General features: G+C 65.5%; 18 protein-coding genes. 14 read left to right on the top strand and 4 right to left on the bottom strand.

The window, feature by feature from the left end:
* Positions 1-34 precede the first annotated feature (34 nt).
* Entirely contained in the window at positions 35-205 is a 171-nt protein-coding gene (locus HAPAU_RS04425) for a DUF7556 family protein (protein WP_245634028.1), read from the bottom strand.
* 174 nt (positions 206-379) lie between these two features.
* On the opposite strand from HAPAU_RS04425, the gene HAPAU_RS04420 reads away from it, so the two are divergent.
* The 5 genes from HAPAU_RS04420 (at position 380) to HAPAU_RS04400 (ending at position 6409) form a co-directional block, all read left to right on the top strand.
* Positions 380-1234, top strand: a complete 855-nt coding sequence (locus HAPAU_RS04420) for a CBS domain-containing protein (RefSeq protein ID WP_066380090.1) — start codon at positions 380-382, stop codon at positions 1232-1234.
* On the top strand, positions 1224-3032 hold the full coding sequence (gene glyS / locus HAPAU_RS04415; protein ID WP_066380088.1) for a glycine--tRNA ligase: 1809 nt from the start codon (positions 1224-1226) through the stop codon (positions 3030-3032). Before HAPAU_RS04420 ends, glyS begins: the two co-directional genes overlap by 11 nt.
* Complete coding sequence (locus tag HAPAU_RS04410) at positions 3032-3586, top strand: dolichol kinase (RefSeq protein WP_066380085.1); 555 nt, start codon at positions 3032-3034, stop codon at positions 3584-3586. Before glyS ends, HAPAU_RS04410 begins: the two co-directional genes overlap by 1 nt.
* 79 nt (positions 3587-3665) lie before the next feature.
* A complete protein-coding gene (locus HAPAU_RS04405) occupies positions 3666-6080 on the top strand; it encodes a DEAD/DEAH box helicase (protein ID WP_066380084.1) in 2415 nt (804 codons plus the stop codon).
* Between the two features lie 95 nt (positions 6081-6175).
* Positions 6176-6409, top strand: coding sequence for a hypothetical protein (locus HAPAU_RS04400; RefSeq protein ID WP_066380083.1), 234 nt, complete (start codon positions 6176-6178; stop codon positions 6407-6409).
* Here HAPAU_RS04400 and HAPAU_RS04395 read toward each other — a convergent pair.
* Positions 6406-8034, bottom strand: a complete 1629-nt coding sequence (locus HAPAU_RS04395; RefSeq protein WP_066380081.1) for an acyl-CoA synthetase — start codon at positions 8032-8034, stop codon at positions 6406-6408. The genes HAPAU_RS04400 and HAPAU_RS04395 overlap by 4 nt on opposite strands.
* 136 nt (positions 8035-8170) lie before the next feature.
* The gene (locus tag HAPAU_RS04390; protein WP_066380080.1) at positions 8171-8758 is read right to left on the bottom strand and encodes an Sjogren's syndrome/scleroderma autoantigen 1 family protein; all 588 of its coding nucleotides are present in this window, start codon (positions 8756-8758) and stop codon (positions 8171-8173) included.
* Positions 8759-8868: 110 nt separating this feature from the next.
* On the opposite strand from HAPAU_RS04390, the gene mdh reads away from it, so the two are divergent.
* The 4 genes from mdh (at position 8869) to HAPAU_RS04370 (ending at position 10894) form a co-directional block, all read left to right on the top strand.
* Positions 8869-9783 (top strand): malate dehydrogenase, encoded by a 915-nt coding sequence (gene mdh / locus HAPAU_RS04385; protein ID WP_066380079.1) that lies wholly within the window; start codon positions 8869-8871, stop codon positions 9781-9783.
* A 65-nt stretch (positions 9784-9848) separates the two neighbouring features.
* Positions 9849-10109 (top strand): hypothetical protein, encoded by a 261-nt coding sequence (locus HAPAU_RS04380; protein ID WP_066380078.1) that lies wholly within the window; start codon positions 9849-9851, stop codon positions 10107-10109.
* Between the two features lie 46 nt (positions 10110-10155).
* The gene (locus tag HAPAU_RS04375) at positions 10156-10353 is read left to right on the top strand and encodes a hypothetical protein (RefSeq protein WP_066380076.1); all 198 of its coding nucleotides are present in this window, start codon (positions 10156-10158) and stop codon (positions 10351-10353) included.
* 58 nt (positions 10354-10411) lie between these two features.
* Positions 10412-10894 (top strand): cupin domain-containing protein, encoded by a 483-nt coding sequence (locus tag HAPAU_RS04370; RefSeq protein ID WP_066380074.1) that lies wholly within the window; start codon positions 10412-10414, stop codon positions 10892-10894.
* Here the strand turns inward: HAPAU_RS04370 and HAPAU_RS04365 are convergent.
* Positions 10891-11136, bottom strand: coding sequence for a ferredoxin (locus HAPAU_RS04365; RefSeq protein ID WP_066380072.1), 246 nt, complete (start codon positions 11134-11136; stop codon positions 10891-10893). The genes HAPAU_RS04370 and HAPAU_RS04365 overlap by 4 nt on opposite strands.
* Positions 11137-11224: 88 nt before the next feature.
* On the opposite strand from HAPAU_RS04365, the gene HAPAU_RS04360 reads away from it, so the two are divergent.
* From HAPAU_RS04360 to HAPAU_RS04340, 5 genes are read left to right on the top strand one after another with little or no spacing between them, the layout of a single operon-like run.
* Positions 11225-13462: an ATP-dependent DNA helicase gene (locus HAPAU_RS04360; protein WP_066380071.1), complete on the top strand. Its 2238-nt coding sequence runs from the start codon at positions 11225-11227 to the stop codon at positions 13460-13462.
* Positions 13463-13957 (top strand): KEOPS complex subunit Cgi121, encoded by a 495-nt coding sequence (cgi121, locus tag HAPAU_RS04355; RefSeq protein ID WP_066380062.1) that lies wholly within the window; start codon positions 13463-13465, stop codon positions 13955-13957. It begins immediately after the preceding gene.
* 54 nt (positions 13958-14011) lie between these two features.
* Positions 14012-14386 (top strand): DUF5789 family protein, encoded by a 375-nt coding sequence (locus HAPAU_RS04350; RefSeq protein WP_066380323.1) that lies wholly within the window; start codon positions 14012-14014, stop codon positions 14384-14386.
* 39 nt (positions 14387-14425) lie between these two features.
* Positions 14426-15715 carry an oxidoreductase gene (locus tag HAPAU_RS04345; protein WP_066380060.1) on the top strand — a complete coding sequence of 430 codons (1290 nt, stop codon included), beginning with the start codon at positions 14426-14428 and terminating at the stop codon, positions 15713-15715.
* Positions 15715-16194 carry a DUF456 domain-containing protein gene (locus HAPAU_RS04340; protein WP_066380058.1) on the top strand — a complete coding sequence of 160 codons (480 nt, stop codon included), beginning with the start codon at positions 15715-15717 and terminating at the stop codon, positions 16192-16194. Before HAPAU_RS04345 ends, HAPAU_RS04340 begins: the two co-directional genes overlap by 1 nt.
* Positions 16195-16218: the final 24 nt, after the last annotated feature.

Here is a 16218-nt window from a genome sequence, read left to right as displayed (position 1 = left end):
GGAGGCCAACGAACGCGAACGTCAAAAAGCCTCTCTATCGACAGTCCGGAAGCGACATCGCGTCCCGAAGCGGCATGGCGAGCCACGCCTCGTCGGCGGTGATGTCGGCGATAATGACGCACTCCTCGTCGTCGGCGTCGTCTATCGAGGTCATAACCTCGGTCTCGCCATCCACAGCGGACGCGGGGGTCGCTTTCGTGGACATGATATGACAATCGATAGCGAGGCTTATAAACTTCTCGGAGTCGGGGTGCGGATTTATCCACCCGCTAATCAACGCCATGCACCTGCTTGCTGGCGTTTCGGGGTGATGGGCTGTCGGCCGATCCGAACGGGGAGACCGGGGGGTACAAGACGCCCGGGGCCATATGCGGCGAGCATGAAGGTCGCAGACGCGATGACGCCACGCTCGGCGCTCGTCACCGTCGAGCTTCCGGGTTCGCGTGACGACGCGCTCGAATACCTCCAGGAGAACGCCTTCTCCTCGGTACCGGTGGTGAAAAACGAGGACGGCGTCGAGGAGTTCCGCGGGCTGGTTTCACGCGAGGGGCTGATCGAGAACCCCGACGAGGACCAACTCGCGCTCCTCTTGGAGGAGGTGCCGACGACGACCGAAGGGACGACCATCGAGGAGCTTGCGAGCCTGATGCTTCGGGAGGGCGCACGCCGCGTCCCCGTGGTTGACGGTCAGTTAGAGGGGATCGTCACGATCACCGACGTGATCCACGCGATCGCAAACGGCGACGTCGAGGGCGACGTCGAGGTCGGCGGGCTGGCCGCCCGCCACGTCAACTGCATCTACGCCGAGACGCCCCTTCCCGTCGCCGAGCGCGAACTCTACTACGCCGACGAGCCGTACGCGGTGGTGCTCGACGACGATGCGGATCCCTGCGGAATCCTGACCGAGGTCGACGTCATCGGGGTCGCGGAGGTCGTCGAGGGCGAGGAGCGCACCGGCGACAGCATGGCCAGCGACGACAGCGACTGGAAGTGGGAGAGCATCAAGGCGATCGGAAACCGATATCTGCCGACCCGGAACGTCGAGATCCCGAGGGCACCGGTTCGGGAGTTCATGACCGCCGACGTGGAGACGGTGACGAAACGTCGGACCGCACAGGAGGCCGCCCAGCTCATGATCCGCCACGACATCGAGCAGCTCCCGATGACCGGCGGCGACGAACTCGTAGGTATCGTCCAAGACACCCACCTGCTGGAGGCGTTGAATGAGCGATAGCGAGCGCGAGTCCGACTCGGAGGGACGCACCCTCTCGGAACTCGCGAAACGCCGCGGCTTCTTCTTCCCCTCCAACGGCGTCTACGGTGGCGTCGCGGGTTTTTACACCTACGGGCCGGAGGGCGCGGCGCTCAAACGCCACCTCGAGGACGCCTGGCGCGACCGCTTTACCGTGAAGGAGGGCAACCAGGAGATCGAAGCGCCGACGATCATGCCCGAGGCGGTCTTCGAGGCCTCCGGGCATCTCGACGGGTTCGACGACATGCTCGTCGAGTGTGCCGACTGCGGCGAGAGCCACCGCGCGGACCACCTGATCGAGGACAACACCGGAATCGAGGACGCGGAAGCCCTCCCCATCCAGGAAGTCGAGGAGCTGATCCGCGAACACGAACTGGTCTGTCCCTCGTGTGGGGCCGCGCTGGCCGGCGAGCCCGTCGAGGAGTTCAACCTGATGTTCGAGACGACCATCGGGCCCGGCAGCGGCCAGCAGGGGTATATGCGCCCCGAGACCGCACAGGGGATCTTCGTCGAGTTCCCCCAACTCGCCGAGTACGCGAGGAATCAACTCCCCTTCGGCGTCACCCAGATCGGTCCCGCCTACAGGAACGAGATCAGCCCCCGCAAGGGCGTGATCCGAGTCAGAGAGTTCACGCAGGCGGAGTTGGAGCAGTTCGTAAACCCCGAGCGCGACGAACCCGACCTCTCGCGGGTGTCCGACGTCGAGGTGACGCTGTACCCGATCGAGAACCAGCGCGAGGAGGGACGCGAGTACCTCACCACCACCATCGGCGAGGCAGTCGAGGAGGGCACCATCGCTTCCGAGTGGGTCGCCTACTATCTGGGAATCGCCCAGGAGTGGTACGAGCGTGTCGGCGTCGACATGGACCGGTTCCGGTTCCGCCAACATCTGCCCGGCGAGCGTGCCCACTACGCGAGCGACTGCTGGGACGCCGAAAGCGAGTTAGGGGGGGATTGGGTCGAGATCGCCGGCTTCGCCTACCGGGGCGACTACGACCTCTCGAAACACGCCGACCACGCCGACGAGGAGTTTACGGTGTTCGAGCAGTACGACGAGCCGATCACGACCGAGCGGGCCACGGTCGATCCCGACATGAGCTATCTCGGGCCGGAGTTCGGCGGGACGGCGGGAGAGATCGCCGACGCGCTCGAAACGCTCGCAGAACGGGACCGGGCCGCCTTCGGGGGCGAAACGGTCGCGGTTGAAGTGGCGGGCGAATCCCACGAGATCCCGATCGAGAAGACCGGCTTTTCGATCGAAGAGGTCACCGAATCCGGCGAGCACGTCACGCCCCACGTGGTCGAGCCCTCCTTCGGGGTGGGTCGAACGCTGTACACCCTACTGGCCCACGCCTACCGCGAGGACGAGGTCGACGGCGAGGAGCGGAGCTACCTCTCGTTGGCTCCCGAAATGGCGCCCACGACGGTAGGGGTGTTCCCGCTGATGGACCGGGACGGTCTCGGCGAGCGCGCCCGCAGGCTCGCGAGCGATCTCAGAGAATCGGGACTGGAGGTCGCCTACGACGACTCGGGCAACATCGGGCGGCGCTACCGGAGACAGGACGAGGTTGGGACACCCTTCTGTGTGACCGTCGACTACGAGACCGCCGAAAGCGAGACGGTAACGGTTCGTGATCGGGATTCGACCGCCCAAGTCCGAGTGCCGATCACGGAGCTATCGGACGTTCTCGCCGCCCTACGGGACGGCGGTCGGGCGTTCGGCTCGCTCGTCGACGAATACGAAGAACTATCGGTCGGGCCCGAGAACGCGCCGGAGTAGTGGCAGAGATCGGGCGACGACTGGTACACGCAAGCGGCGCGTTAGCGCCCGCGAGCTATCTGCTCGGCGCCCTCACGTGGACCCAGTTGGGATGGATCCTCGCGGGCGGAGTCGTGCTCGCGATGGGGCTCGAACTCGTTCGGCTCCGTTCGGGGCTGGACTGGTGGATCTACCAGAACCTCACCCGCGAGTACGAACACGAGAAGATCGCGGGCTACGCGCTGTACATGGTCGGAATGGCCGTCGTGGCGCTCGTCTTTCCCCCCGCGATCGGCGTCCCCGCGATGTTCATGCTCGCGGTCGGCGACCCCATCGGGGGCTATCTCGGAAAGGGCAGGGAGACGAAATCGCCGCTGGCGCTCGGGGCGGTCTTCTCGGTCTGCTTTCTGTTCGCGCTTGCGTTCGTTTCGCCAGTAGCGGCCGTCTTCGGCGCACTGGCGGCGACGGCTGCCGACGGCTATCTACTGTCGGTGCGGGGGTACATCGTCGACGACAACCTGACGATCCCGATCGGGGCGGCGATCGCGATGTGGGTCGGTAGTACGGTGATCTGATCCTCGTCCGAACCGGCGTGCGTTTTACTTCCACCACACTACGCGAACCCTTAACCCCGAGAACGAACAAAACGAGCCAATGGCCGCCACGGACGAGCAGATTCCCCGCGTGGATCACCCCCTCCTCACGCCCGGTTTCATCGAACGCCGACTCTACCAGATCCAACTCGCGGGGAAGGCGAAGACCGCCCACACCCTCGTCTGTCTCCCCACCGGACTCGGCAAGACGACTGTGAGCTTGCTCGTCACCGCCGAGCGGTTCAACGACCTCGGCGGGAAGTCACTGTTTCTCGCACCGACCAAGCCGCTCGTCGAGCAGCACGCCGAGTTCTACCGCGACGCCCTCGAGATCCCCGACGAGGAGATCGTCGTTTTTACCGGAGAAGTCCGACCCGATGATCGCGCGGCCCTATGGGACGACGCTCGAGTAGTCATCGCCACCCCACAGGTGATCGAGAACGATCTGGTCGGCGGGCGGATCTCGCTTGCCGAGGTGACACACCTCACGTTCGACGAGTGTCACCGCGCCACGGGCGACTATTCGTATGTATATATCGCCGAGCGCTATCACGGGGACGCGAACGATCCTCTAGTAACGGGAATGAGCGCCTCGCCCGGCGGCGACGAGGAGGCCATCCTGGAGGTCTGTGAGAACCTCGGGATCACCGAGGTCGAGGTCATGACCGAGGACGACTCGGACGTCGCGGAGTACACCCACGACACCGAGGTCGAGTGGAAGCGGATTCAGGTTCCCGAGGAGATCATCGAGATCCGGGACGCGCTCAACGAGGTGATCAAGGATCGCTTGGAGAAGCTCAAAGAGATGGGCGTGATCGGCTCGGCACGGGTCGACGTCTCGCGCAAGGAGCTGTTCGGGGTGCGAAGCGAACTCCAGAAGCTCATCCAGAACGACCAGTCGGAGGGCTACACCGGAATGTCGATCCACGCGGAGGTGATGAAGCTGAAACACGCCGTCGAGGTCGTCGAATCACAGGGCGTCGAGGCGCTCGAAGCGTATTTCGAGCGCCTACGCAACGAAGCCCGTTCTTCCGGGGCTTCGAAGGCGAGCCAGCGCCTCGTTTCGGAGGCGAAAGTCAGGGAAGCGATGCGCCGGGCCGACGAGTACGACGACCTCCACCCGAAGCTCTCCGAAACGAGGCGACTCGCCATCGAGACGCTGGTCGAGGGCGGGAGTCGGGTGATCGTCTTCACCGAATACCGCGACACCGCCGAGACCCTCACCGAGTTCCTCTCCGAGCACGTCGACGCCCGGCGGTTCGTCGGACAGGGCGACAAAGAGGGGAGTTCAGGGATGACCCAGAAACAGCAAAAGGAGGTGCTCGACGCCTTCCGGACGGGGGAGTTCGAGGTGCTGGTCTCGACCTCCGTCGCGGAGGAAGGTCTCGACGTGCCCGAGGTCGATCTGGTGCTCTTTTACGAGCCCGTCCCGACCGCGATCCGCTCGATTCAGCGCAAGGGCCGGACCGGACGCCAGGACGAGGGCCGCGTAGTCGTCCTGCTCGCCGAGGACACCCGTGACGAGGCGTACTTCTGGATCTCCCGGCGACGCGAAAAGGAGATGGAGTCGGAACTCCGCAAGCTGAAGGGGGTCGCGAGCGAGGTCGAGGAACAACTGGACCCGAGCCAGCGCCAGCTCGCCGACTTCGACGCCGAGGGTGCGCGCAACGAGGAGAGCGAGGTGGACGATCTGGCCCACGGGCTTGAGTCCTACGGGTCTAAAGCAGAGGACGGAAGCGACGATAGAGGTGGAGAGGACGAGGAGAAAGCGGAAGAAACGAGAGACACGGACGATGCCGAAGCCGCGACGCCCGATCCCGATGGAGGGATCGAGATCGTCGCCGACCAGCGCGAACTCGACGCGACAATCGCGCGGGACCTCTCGACCCGGGAGGGGATCACCACGCGTCTCGAAACCCTCGAAGTCGGCGACTACGTCCTCTCGGACCGCGTGGCGGTCGAGCGGAAATCGGTGACTGATTTCCTCGCAACCCTCGTGGGCGGGGACCGCTCGGTGTTCGAGCAGGTCGGGGATATGGCCCGTTTCTACAGCCGGCCCGTCGTGATCATCGAGGGCGAGGGCCTCTACGAGGAGCGGAACGTCCACCCGAACGCGATCCGAGGGGCGCTCGCGAGCCTCGCGATCGACTTCGGGGCTTCCGTGTTGCGAACCGAGGACGAGGCCGACACCGCCGACCTGCTCGCCGTGATCGCCGGACGCGAACAGGAGGCCGCCGACCGCGAGGTCAGCGTCCACGGCAGGAAGTCCTCGAAGACGCTCGCCGAACAACAGGAGTACGTCGTCGGGTCGATCGCCGACATCGGACCCGTGACTGCCCGTTCGCTACTCGCCGAGTTCGGCAGCGTCGAGGCGGTGTTGACCGCGAGCGAGGAGGAGCTCATGGAGGCGGAGGGCGTCGGCGAGGTGACGGCGGACCGGATCCGCGAGGTCGTCGCCAGCAGGTACGACTCATAGGGATACTGATTCACACCCGTGGTCATTATACACAACTAGTTGTTTGTAGAGTAGAGTTATTAGTATGGAGAGAGTTTACTCGAATACGAGAAACAATGTTTACTACGCGATCCGAATCGGCGGACGTAGATCCGCAATCGCGGTACGGGGAGCCACAACACGAAGAGGAGCGGTGGAACGAGTGGGAGAGCGAGTACTACGGCAACGGCGACCAGCAGGACACACTAGTCGATATCGAGTTCGTCACGGAAATCGAGTACCGGATCGAAGACGAGAGCGCCAGCCTACCGGCGGGGAGACGAACACAGCCGCTGTCGGCCGGCGACTAAGCCGTCTCCTCGCGGAGTTCGGTACGGCGGATCTTGCCGGTCACCGTCTTGGGTAGTTCTTCGACGAACTCGATCTCTCGCGGGTATTCGTGGGCTGCGAGTTCCTTTTTGACGTGGTTCTGGATGTCGGAGACGAGGGCCTCGGAGGGGTCGGTTCCCTCGCTGAGGACGACGTAGGCCTTGACGATGTTGCCCCGCTCGGGGTCGGATTTCGGGACGACGGCGGCCTCGGCGACGGCGGGGTGTTCGCCGAGCGAACTCTCGACCTCGAAGGGACCGATCCGGTAACCCGAGGAGATGATCACGTCGTCGGCCCGCCCCTCGAACCAGAAGTAGCCATCAGAATCGAGGTAGCCGAGATCCCCCGAGAGGTACCAGTCGTTTTTGAAACATCCCTCTGTCTTCTCGGGCTGCTCCCAGTATTCGGCGAAAAAGCAGGGATAGTCCCCTCGCTGGGCGATCTCGCCGGTTTCTCCGGGTTCGAGCGGTTCGCCCGTCTCGGGATCCACGACGGTCGCCTCGATTCCGGGGAGGGGCTTTCCCATGCTACCGGGACGTACCTCCATCGTGGGGTAGTTGTTGATGATCATGTTCCCCGTCTCGGTCTGGCCGTAGGTGTCGTGGATCGTCACCCCCAGTACCTCCTCGCCCCAGTCGACGACGCCAGCGGAAAGGGGTTCGCCGATCGAGAGGGCGTGACGCAGGTCCAACTCGACGTCCTCGAGGATCGACTCGCGCTCGCGGAGCATCCGGTAGGCCGTGGGAACGCTGAACAGGACCGTGATGGGGTATTCGTCGAGCAGTTCCGCCCACGCCTCGGGGTCGAACTCGCCCTCGTAGGTGAACTGGCTCGTTCCCCAGAACCACGCTCCCAGCGTGTTGATCGGGCCGGTGAGCCAGCCTAAGTCCCCGGTCGACCAGTAGAGGTCCTCGTCTTGGAGGTCGACTGCAAAGCGCTGGGTGGCCGCGACGCCCGCGATCCAGCGGTGCTTGTGGAGTACGCCCTTCGCCCTGCCGGTAGTGCCGCTGGTGTAGTAGAGCAGGGCGTCGTCCTCGCCACCCGTACGGACGGCCTCGAACTCGGGGCTCGCCGCCCCGCACTCCTCGTGGAAGTCGAGGTCCCCCGTCCGACCCTCGCCGACGGTGATCACGTGCTCGACCGATGGGGCGTTTTCGAGGGCGGTTCCGACCGTCTCGCGGTTGTCGGCGGTCGTGACGACAGCCTTCGCGTCGCAGTCGTCGAGCCGATAGGCGATCCCCTCCGGACCGAACCGCTCGTTGACCCCGCCGAAGACTGCACCGGCCTTCAGGGTCCCAACGAGCGCGACGTAGTGCTCGGGGATCCGCGGCATATACGAGAAGACGCGGTCGCCCCGGTCGACGAGGTCGGTGAGAACGTTCGCGAATCGGTTCGAGCGCTCGGTCAGATCGCCGAAAGTGAGCGTCTCACGCTCTCCCTCGCTTCCGGCGTACTCCAGTGCGGTTCGATCGGGGGGATGGCGATCACAGACCTCATGGGCGACGTTGAGCTCCTCGGGGGCGTTCCAGTCGGCTTCGGTGTAGATATCGGCCCACTCAAAGGTCTCGCGTAAGTCGTCGTAGTCCGCCATGTTGTGCGTGGACATCGTCCGTGCTTGTGGGCGTATCACGCATAAATGATCGTGCTAATTCACGGGCGATGGCAAAACGGGGTTCGCAAAGGGTGCTGCGGGAAGAGGATGGAATTCGGCTATCGAACCGCTCGTGCTCGAAACGGTCCGATTACCGCCCGTTCAGCGTTGCAAGGGTTTCGGCGGCTTCGTCCGCGGCTTCGAGGAATTCGCGGGCGCGCCGGGGATCCTTCGCGTCGGCGGCCCGTCGGGCGAGCGTGGCGATCGTCCGCCCGAGTTCCTCGCGCGCTCCAGAGAGATCGGCCCCGGTCGGGGCCGACCGGGTTTCGGTGGGTAACTCACGGGACTCGGCGGAGGACGGGCTCTCCGACTCAGGTTCGGGATCGCGGACCTCGGAGGGCTGGGAACCGGTGTCGACCGGGTCCGAGCGCTCCTCGTCGGCGACCGCGCGGGCGGCGGCCTCGCTCTCGGGGGCCGTCTCGGCGGGGTCGGGCGATTCCTCCGGGTCGGCCGCTCCACCGGTATCGGCCACCTGTCCTGCGGCCTGACACGAGGCACAGAACTCCTGGCCCTCGTAGCGGAAGACCGGGTCACCACACCGATCACAGTGCTTGTTGGTCATGGTCGCGCCCTGAAGCAGGAGGTCGCTCATGCGCTGGGTGGCCTCGCGGTCCTGCCGTTCGTTCGCGTATTTCTTCCGGAGCTTCTCGCGTTCGGCTTCCTTATCGAAGTCGCTCATACGAGGAGAGAGGGCGGTGATACCGAAAAGGACTGTGGGTCGCTCAAACCGACGCGAGAACCCCCCGTTCCGATACGTTTAACGGCCTCGGCGTGGCCGTACTACGTGATATGACGAAAGTGAGCGTCGTCGGCGCGGCCGGCACGGTGGGTGCCGCCGCGGCCTACAACATCGCGCTGCGGGACATCGCTGACGAACTCGTCCTCGTGGACATCCCCGAGAAGGAAGACGACACGGTGGGGCAGGCCGCCGACGTCAACCACGGGGTGGCCTACGACGCCAACACCACGATCCGACAGGGTGGCTACGAGGACACCGCGGGCTCGGACGTCGTCGTCATCACCGCCGGAATCCCCCGCTCGCCGGGCCAGAGTCGGACGGATCTGGCCGGCGACAACGCCCCGATCATGGACGACATCGGCTCCTCGCTTGCCGAGCACAACGACGACTTCGTAACCATCACCACCTCGAATCCCGTGGATCTGCTGAACCGCCACCTCTACGAGGTCGGCGACCGCGATAGGACGAAAGTGATCGGCTTCGGCGGCCGGCTCGACTCCGCACGGTTCCGATACGTCCTCGCCGAGCGCTTCGACACCCAGGTGAAAAACGTCGAAGCGACGATCCTCGGCGAGCACGGCGACGCGCAGGTACCCGTCTTCTCGAAGGTGCGCGTCGACGGTACGGATCCCGACTTTTCCGATGCGGAAAAGGAGGAGATCCTTGACGAACTCCAGGAGAGCGCGATGAACGTCATCGAGCGCAAGGGCGCGACCGAGTGGGGCCCCGCCACCGGTGTCGGCCACATGGTCGAGGCCGTCGTGCGCGACACCGGCGAGGTGTTCCCCGCCTCGGTCCCCCTGGACGGCGAGTTCGGCCACGAAGGCGTCGGACTGGGCGTGCCCGCGAAACTCGGTAGCGAGGGCGTCGAGGAAGTGGTGGAGTGGGACCTCGACGAGTACGAGCGCGAGCAGCTGGGGGCGGCCGCCGACAAACTGGCCGAGCAGTACGACGAGATCGCCTGACCGGCGCCGGATGGCATCGCTCGCGTGGCCGGAACATATATTTTTCACGAGTATTAGAAGGAATTATGTCCGAGCCACCCTCCGTTCCGAGCGCACATCCGGTGTCGGATTACGTAGAGGACGGGGCCCGAATCGCGGCGATTTTGTTCGTTTGGGGTGCCATCGCCGCCTTTTTTACGTACGGGATGGCCAACGTGGGATCGACCGGCAGCCTGCTCGAGACCCTCGGTCCGCAGATCGGAACGGTTCTCGCGCTCGCAGGCGTGCTCAACGCCGTACTCTTCGTCCTGTACCGCGCGGTCGACTACCGGCAGGGATACGAGTGATCACCCCACCCCGAGATCGTATGAGGGCCGCATCGAGAGAAGGGATGTGAACGCGTCGAGCGAGGGGTTCGTGACCGCGCTGGTGCTGGCGCTCGTGGTACTACCGGGTGTGGCGGTCCTGTGGGCCGCCGCCTATTCGGGGGAGTTCGATCCGGCGGTACTGCTGGATCCGGGGATGATACTCATGCTGCTCGTCGGATTCGCCGGGATCGCCGCCGGATACCGGTCGACATCGGGCGAGTAGCCGGGCGGGAACCGAGCCGCCCCGAACGACTATCGCCGTCCGCGGCGAGCACGTGCTCATGGATCGCGTCAACGAGTCCGACCTCGAGTGGAACGAAACCGATCGCGGCGACACGCGCTTTCGGCGCAAGCAACTGGCCGAGGAAGCGGGCGGTGAGGGGATCGGGTGTAGCCTCTACGAACTCCCACCTGAAAGCGGGTCGTGGCCCTATCACTACCACACGGGAAACGAGGAGGCGCTCTACGTCCTCTCGGGGACCGGCGTCCTACGAGGTGAGGAGGAGAAACACGACCTCCGGGCGGGCGAGTACGTCGCGCTCCCGGTCGGCGAGGCAGGTGCTCACCGCGTGATCAACGACTCCGAGGAGCCGCTTCGCTATCTCGCGATCTCGACGATGCGCGATCCCGACGTGACCGTCTATCCCGATGCCGACGCGATCGGCGTCTTCGCCGGGTCGCCGCCGGGCGGACGCGAGGAACGCAGTGTGGAGGGCTTCTTCGAGCGCGAGGACGCCCGCGAGTTCTGGGATCTACAGAGTTAAGGAACCGTCTGTTCGCCGTCGTCATCGTAGAGCGTGATGGCGTCGACCGGGCAGACCCGGGCAGCCATCTCGGCGTCGAACTCCTCGCCCTCGGGGACTTCGAGGACGAACGTCCCGTCCTCGGTCTCCTCGGCGCCGACGAGTTCGGCCTTCCCGGCGTCCATGTCCTTCTCGAACTTCTCCCATTCGTCGACGCACTGGTAGATCCCGATGCAGGTGTCTCTATCATATTCGATTCGCATACCCGAGGTTGCGCCGAGAGGCCTAAAACCGTGGCGGAGCCCGCCCCGGTGCGACAGTTTAAACCCACTGACGGGCCAAAAACGTCCAATGCAAACCGCGGAGCTTTCGGGCCTTCCCGAGGGGGTGGCGGAACACCTTCGCGAGGAGGGCATCGAGGAACTCTACCCGCCCCAAGCGGAGGCCGTCGAGGCCGGCGTCACCGAGGGGGAGAGCGTCGTCGCGAGCGTCCCCACCGCCAGCGGCAAGACCCTGATCGCCGAGCTCGCGATGCTCGCGTCGGTCGAACGCGGCGGCAAGGCGCTGTATATCGTCCCGCTACGGGCACTGGCGAGCGAGAAGAAGCGAGAATTCGAGCGCTTCGAGTCCTTCGGCGTTTCGGTGGGCGTCTCGACGGGAAATTACGACTCGGACGAGGAGTGGCTTTCCAATCGGGATATCGTCGTCGCCACCAGCGAGAAGGTCGACTCGCTCGTACGGAACGGCGCGTCGTGGATCGAGGACCTCTCGTGTGTCGTCGCCGACGAGATCCACCTCGTGGACGACGCGAACCGCGGACCCACGCTGGAGGTCACGCTGGCGAAGCTCAGACAGTTGAACCCCGCGCTCCAGACGGTCGCGCTCTCGGCGACCGTCGGAAACGCGGGCGAGATCGCCGAGTGGCTCGACGCCGAACTCGTCCACTCGGAGTGGCGCCCCATCGACCTTCGGACAGGCGTCCACTACGGCAGCGCACTCCATTTCGACGACGGCTCACAGGAGGAGTTCGTCGTTGAGTCGGGCGAAAACCCGACGACTGCGCTCGTTTCCAATGCCCTCTCCGACGGGGGGTCCTCGCTCGTGTTCGTCAACTCCCGACGGAACGCCGAGGCCGCCGCCCGCCGGCTGGGCGGGGCCGTGGAGGACCAGCTCACGGACGAAGAGCGAGCACGGCTCGCCGAACTCGCCGAGGAGGTCCGGGGCGTAAGCGACTCGGAGACCAGCGACGATCTGGCTGACGCCATCGAAAACGGCGCGGCGTTCCATCACGCCGGCCTCGCGCGCGAGCACCGCACGCTCGTCGAGGACGCCTTCCGCAACCGGCTGATCAAGGCGATCAGCGCGACGCCGACGCTCGCGGCGGGCGTCAACACCCCCAGCAGGCGGGTGATCGTTCGGGACTGGCAGCGCTACGACGGCGACGCCGGCGGGATGAAACCGCTCGCAACGCTGGAGGTCCACCAGATGATGGGGCGAGCCGGCCGGCCCGGGCTCGATCCCTACGGCGAGGCCCTGCTGCTCGCGAAGAACCACGACGAACTCGACGAACTCTTCGAACGGTACGTCTGGGCCGACCCCGAACCCGTCCGCTCGAAACTGGCGACCGAACCCGCACTCCGCACACATATCCTCGCGACGATCGCCTCCGGGTTCGCGAACACTCACGAGGGACTCCTCGAGTTCCTCGAACGCACCCTCTATGCGACCCAGTCGACCGATCCCGGTCGGCTCGAATCGGTGACGGACCGGATGCTCGACTACCTCGAACGGAACGGCTTCCTCGAACTCGATAGTGGGAACATCGAGGCGACGGGAATCGGCCACACTGTCTCGCGGCTCTACCTCGACCCCATGAGCGCCGCCGAGATGATCGACGGACTCCGGGGTTCGGAGCAGGCGAGCGCGCTCGGCCTGTATCACCTCGTCGCGCGCACCCCCGACATGTGGGAGCTCTACCTCCGGTCGGGCGACCGCGAGAAGTACACCGAGATCGCCTACGAGCGCGAGACCGAGTTCTTGGGAGATATGCCCACCGAGTTCGAGTCTGAAAGGTTCGAAGACTGGCTCTCGGCGCTCAAGACCGCTTCCTTACTAGAGGACTGGGCGAGCGAGGTCGACGAGGACCGGATCACCGAGCGCTACTCGATCGGCCCCGGCGATCTCCGTGGGAAAGTCGAGACTGCCGAGTGGCTACTCAACGCCGCCGAGCGCCTCGCGGTCGAACTCGACCTCGGACCCGACGTGGTCGCGTCGATCAGCGCCGCGCGCCAGCGCGTCGAACACGGCGTGGGCGAGGAGCTGCTCGGGCTCACCGGCGTCGGCAACGTCGGCCGAAAGCGCGCGCGCTGGCTGTTCGAGGCCGGGATCGAGACCCGTGAGGACCTCCGAACGGCCGAGAAATCGGTCGTCCTCGGGGCGCTTCGCGGACGAGAGAAGACCACGGAGACGATCCTCAGAAACGCCGGCCACCCGAACCCCTCGATCGAGGGGGTAGAGGCCGACGAGTCGGCGGCCGTCGAAGTCGAGCCCGATCGCGGCGATGGGCAGGCGGGGTTGGGTGATTTCTGAATGGAACTTCTCGCAGGGAGCGCCGAGATTACGGATCTCGATACCTTTCTCGGGGATCTCGACTCGATCGGCCAACGGTTCGGCTGTGTCGTACAGGCGTTCGACGCCCGCTACGTCGCCGGTCCCGACCACCTCTCGCGCGCAGTCGAACTCGCGAACCGGGCACGCGAGCGCGGAGAGACCATCGCCCGCGAGCAAAGCGTCGAGGTTCTGCTGTATGCTGCCGGACGAAGACAGATCAACCGGGCGTTCGGAATCGGCGTTTCAGAAGGCGAACAGGCGGTCGTGATCGTCGTGGACGGCGAGGACGAGAGCGGGGTGATCGAGGCGCTCTCGGAACACGTCGAACCGACTGGGTGGAAGCCCGGTGACCGGGCCGACGAGGGACGAATCACGGAGTTTTACGCGATCACGGACGCCGAGCGAGCGGCGAGCGACGCGAGCCTCGAAGAGCTGGTCTGCGAACGGGTCGCGCTACTGGTCGTCGAGCGATAGGACGGTGCGTCTGCAGGTCCAACCGTTATGGGCCGGGCCGACGAACCGACGGACATGGGAGAACGAGACCCACAGGAGAGCGCACGCGAACGCCAGCGCGAGCGGGCCGAAGCCGCCGAATCCGCCGCCGCGGACGACCGCTTCGGCGAGATGCTTTCCGAGCACAAGTACCCCGCGACCAGCGAGGAGCTCGCGGTCGACTACGGGCAGGAGCCCATCGACATGCCCAACGAAACCGAATCCATCGGCAGCGTCTTCGACCGGCTGGAGGGTGAGCGCTTCGACACCGCCGAGGAGGCAGAAGAGGCGCTGTACAACGAGCTCACCGGAAGCGAGGGAGGCCCCGAGGAGTACAACGACGAGCGGGATCTAGCGGGGATCGAAGAGGACGTCGAAGGCGACCAGGACCAGCCCGAGGGCTCGCTGTAGGGCCGAACCCCTTATTCTCCTGATCCCGTAGTAGGGGCCATGTCCCCGCGGCTCACCGACCCACTCACTATCGGCGGGCTCTCGATACCCAATCGACTGTATCGCGCCCCGTTACTGGAGTGTGCGGGCAACGGTCCCGGCGCGGTCGACACCCTGATCAGCGAGCTCGAACCCGCTGCCGAATCCGGTGTCGGTCTGATATTCCAGGGCGCAACGATCGTCCGCGGCGAGGGCGGCTGTGCCGCACCGGGGATGACCCGCGTCCACGATCCCGAGTTCGTCTCCCGTCTCGGGGAACTGACCGACGCGATTCACGACCATGGCTCGCGGGTCTTCCTCCAACTCGAACACGGCGGACTGCGGAGCATGGAAACGTGGCACGCGGGCTATCGCGCCGAGCACCCGGATATAAAACAGCTCGCGGTCTCACGGCCGCCCCGATCGCTCCGGCTCGCGGATCGGCTGGGAATCCTCGAGTACGACCCGCAGGTTCTCTCGACCGAGGAGGTCTACGATCTGGCCGCCGACTTCGGACGTTCGGCAAAATACGCCCTCTCGGCGGGCTACGACGGGATCCACATCGCGGGTGCGAACATGGGGATCGTCCAGCAGTTCCTCTCGCCGTTCTACAACCGTCGGACCGACGAGTTCGGAGGGTCCCTCACGAACCGCGTCAGGTTCCTCGCCGCGATCCACGACGAGGTCCGCGAGCGCGCCGGGTCGGTGCCGCTCGTGACGAAAGTTCCCGCCGAAACCGGGAGTCCAGCCGTCGTCCGGCGATATCTCTCAGAACGAGATGCCATCGAGATCTGCCGGGCCTGCGAGGCGATGGGCTACAACGCAGTCGCCCCCGTTCGGGGTTCGGTGTTCTGGGACATGAGCCTCATCAGGGGCGAGTTCCCCGAGCGCGCGTGGGCCGACGAGCGCTTCGCCGAGGGCTACGAGGACGCCTTCGGCGCGGGCTGGCGGGCGGTCGCGCTCGCCAACCGAATCCATGCCACTGGTTTCGACTTCGAGCCAGCGTGGAACGCCGGGCTCTGTGAGGAGGTGCGCAAGCGGGTCTCGATTCCCGTCCTCTGTGAGGGCGGGATCCGTGGCCCCCAAATAGGGCGAGTGCTCGGTACGGGGGCCGACGCCGTCGGGATGGGCCGACCCTTCTACGCCGAGCCACGCCTGCCCGCGCGCGTTCTCTCGGGTGAACGGGCGGTCTGTGAGAACTGCAACAACTGCACCGTCCCGCAGGTCGCGGGCGCACGGGGGGTCTGTCGCACCCCGAGCGTGCTCGCAAAACGCGGGGAGTTGGTCCGACGGGGGGCCTACGAACGCTGATGGTCGACCTCGTGCTCGCACTCGCCGTCGCGCTGCTCGTCTGTGGGGTACTGGGGAGTTTCGTTCCGCTCGTTCCGGGCGCGCTGCTCTCGCTGGTCGGGATCTACTACTACTGGTGGCAGAGCGGCTTCGCGGAACCCGGTGTCCTCTTTCTCGTGGGGGCGACCCTGTTGGGACTGTTGACGCTCGCCTTCGACTTCCTCTCGAGCGTGATCTCCTCGACGGCCAGCGGGGCCTCGTTGAAGACGGCGGCGATCGCCGGGGCGGTCGGGTTCGTCCTCCTCTTCCTGACGGGGCCGATCGGTATGCTCGCGGGCGTAGTGATCGTGACCTTCGCCCTCGAGTTCGAGCGCTCGGGCGACCTCGAACGGAGCGGTCGGACGGCGCTCTACACGACACTGGGAATGCTCGCCTCGACGGCGATGCAGGTCGTACTCACCGGCGCGCTGCTCGTCGGGTTCCTCGTAGTCGTGTGGTGATCACCAGAGGGAGCTTTCGTCGTT

The sequence above is a fragment of the Halalkalicoccus paucihalophilus genome (genome assembly GCF_001593955.1).
Classification (GTDB): Archaea; Halobacteriota; Halobacteria; order Halobacteriales; family Halalkalicoccaceae; genus Halalkalicoccus; species Halalkalicoccus paucihalophilus.
The sequence above is the reverse complement of the archived record's forward strand: the minus strand, read 5'-3'. Positions and strand labels throughout refer to the sequence as shown.

Coding starts and splice junctions, on each gene's coding strand:
- HAPAU_RS04390 (WP_066380080.1), bottom strand. CDS start 8,758: ATGAGCGACTTCGATAAGGAAGCCGAACGCGAGAAGCTCCGGAAGAAA.
- cgi121 (WP_066380062.1), top strand. CDS start 13,463: ATGGAACTTCTCGCAGGGAGCGCCGAGATTACGGATCTCGATACCTTT.
- mdh (WP_066380079.1), top strand. CDS start 8,869: ATGACGAAAGTGAGCGTCGTCGGCGCGGCCGGCACGGTGGGTGCCGCC.
- HAPAU_RS04420 (WP_066380090.1), top strand. CDS start 380: ATGAAGGTCGCAGACGCGATGACGCCACGCTCGGCGCTCGTCACCGTC.
- HAPAU_RS04405 (WP_066380084.1), top strand. CDS start 3,666: ATGGCCGCCACGGACGAGCAGATTCCCCGCGTGGATCACCCCCTCCTC.
- HAPAU_RS04370 (WP_066380074.1), top strand. CDS start 10,412: ATGGATCGCGTCAACGAGTCCGACCTCGAGTGGAACGAAACCGATCGC.
- HAPAU_RS04345 (WP_066380060.1), top strand. CDS start 14,426: ATGTCCCCGCGGCTCACCGACCCACTCACTATCGGCGGGCTCTCGATA.
- glyS (WP_066380088.1), top strand. CDS start 1,224: ATGAGCGATAGCGAGCGCGAGTCCGACTCGGAGGGACGCACCCTCTCG.
- HAPAU_RS04350 (WP_066380323.1), top strand. CDS start 14,012: ATGGGAGAACGAGACCCACAGGAGAGCGCACGCGAACGCCAGCGCGAG.
- HAPAU_RS04425 (WP_245634028.1), bottom strand. CDS start 205: ATGTCCACGAAAGCGACCCCCGCGTCCGCTGTGGATGGCGAGACCGAG.
- HAPAU_RS04340 (WP_066380058.1), top strand. CDS start 15,715: ATGGTCGACCTCGTGCTCGCACTCGCCGTCGCGCTGCTCGTCTGTGGG.
- HAPAU_RS04400 (WP_066380083.1), top strand. CDS start 6,176: ATGTTTACTACGCGATCCGAATCGGCGGACGTAGATCCGCAATCGCGG.
- HAPAU_RS04380 (WP_066380078.1), top strand. CDS start 9,849: ATGTCCGAGCCACCCTCCGTTCCGAGCGCACATCCGGTGTCGGATTAC.
- HAPAU_RS04360 (WP_066380071.1), top strand. CDS start 11,225: ATGCAAACCGCGGAGCTTTCGGGCCTTCCCGAGGGGGTGGCGGAACAC.
- HAPAU_RS04395 (WP_066380081.1), bottom strand. CDS start 8,034: ATGTCCACGCACAACATGGCGGACTACGACGACTTACGCGAGACCTTT.
- HAPAU_RS04365 (WP_066380072.1), bottom strand. CDS start 11,136: ATGCGAATCGAATATGATAGAGACACCTGCATCGGGATCTACCAGTGC.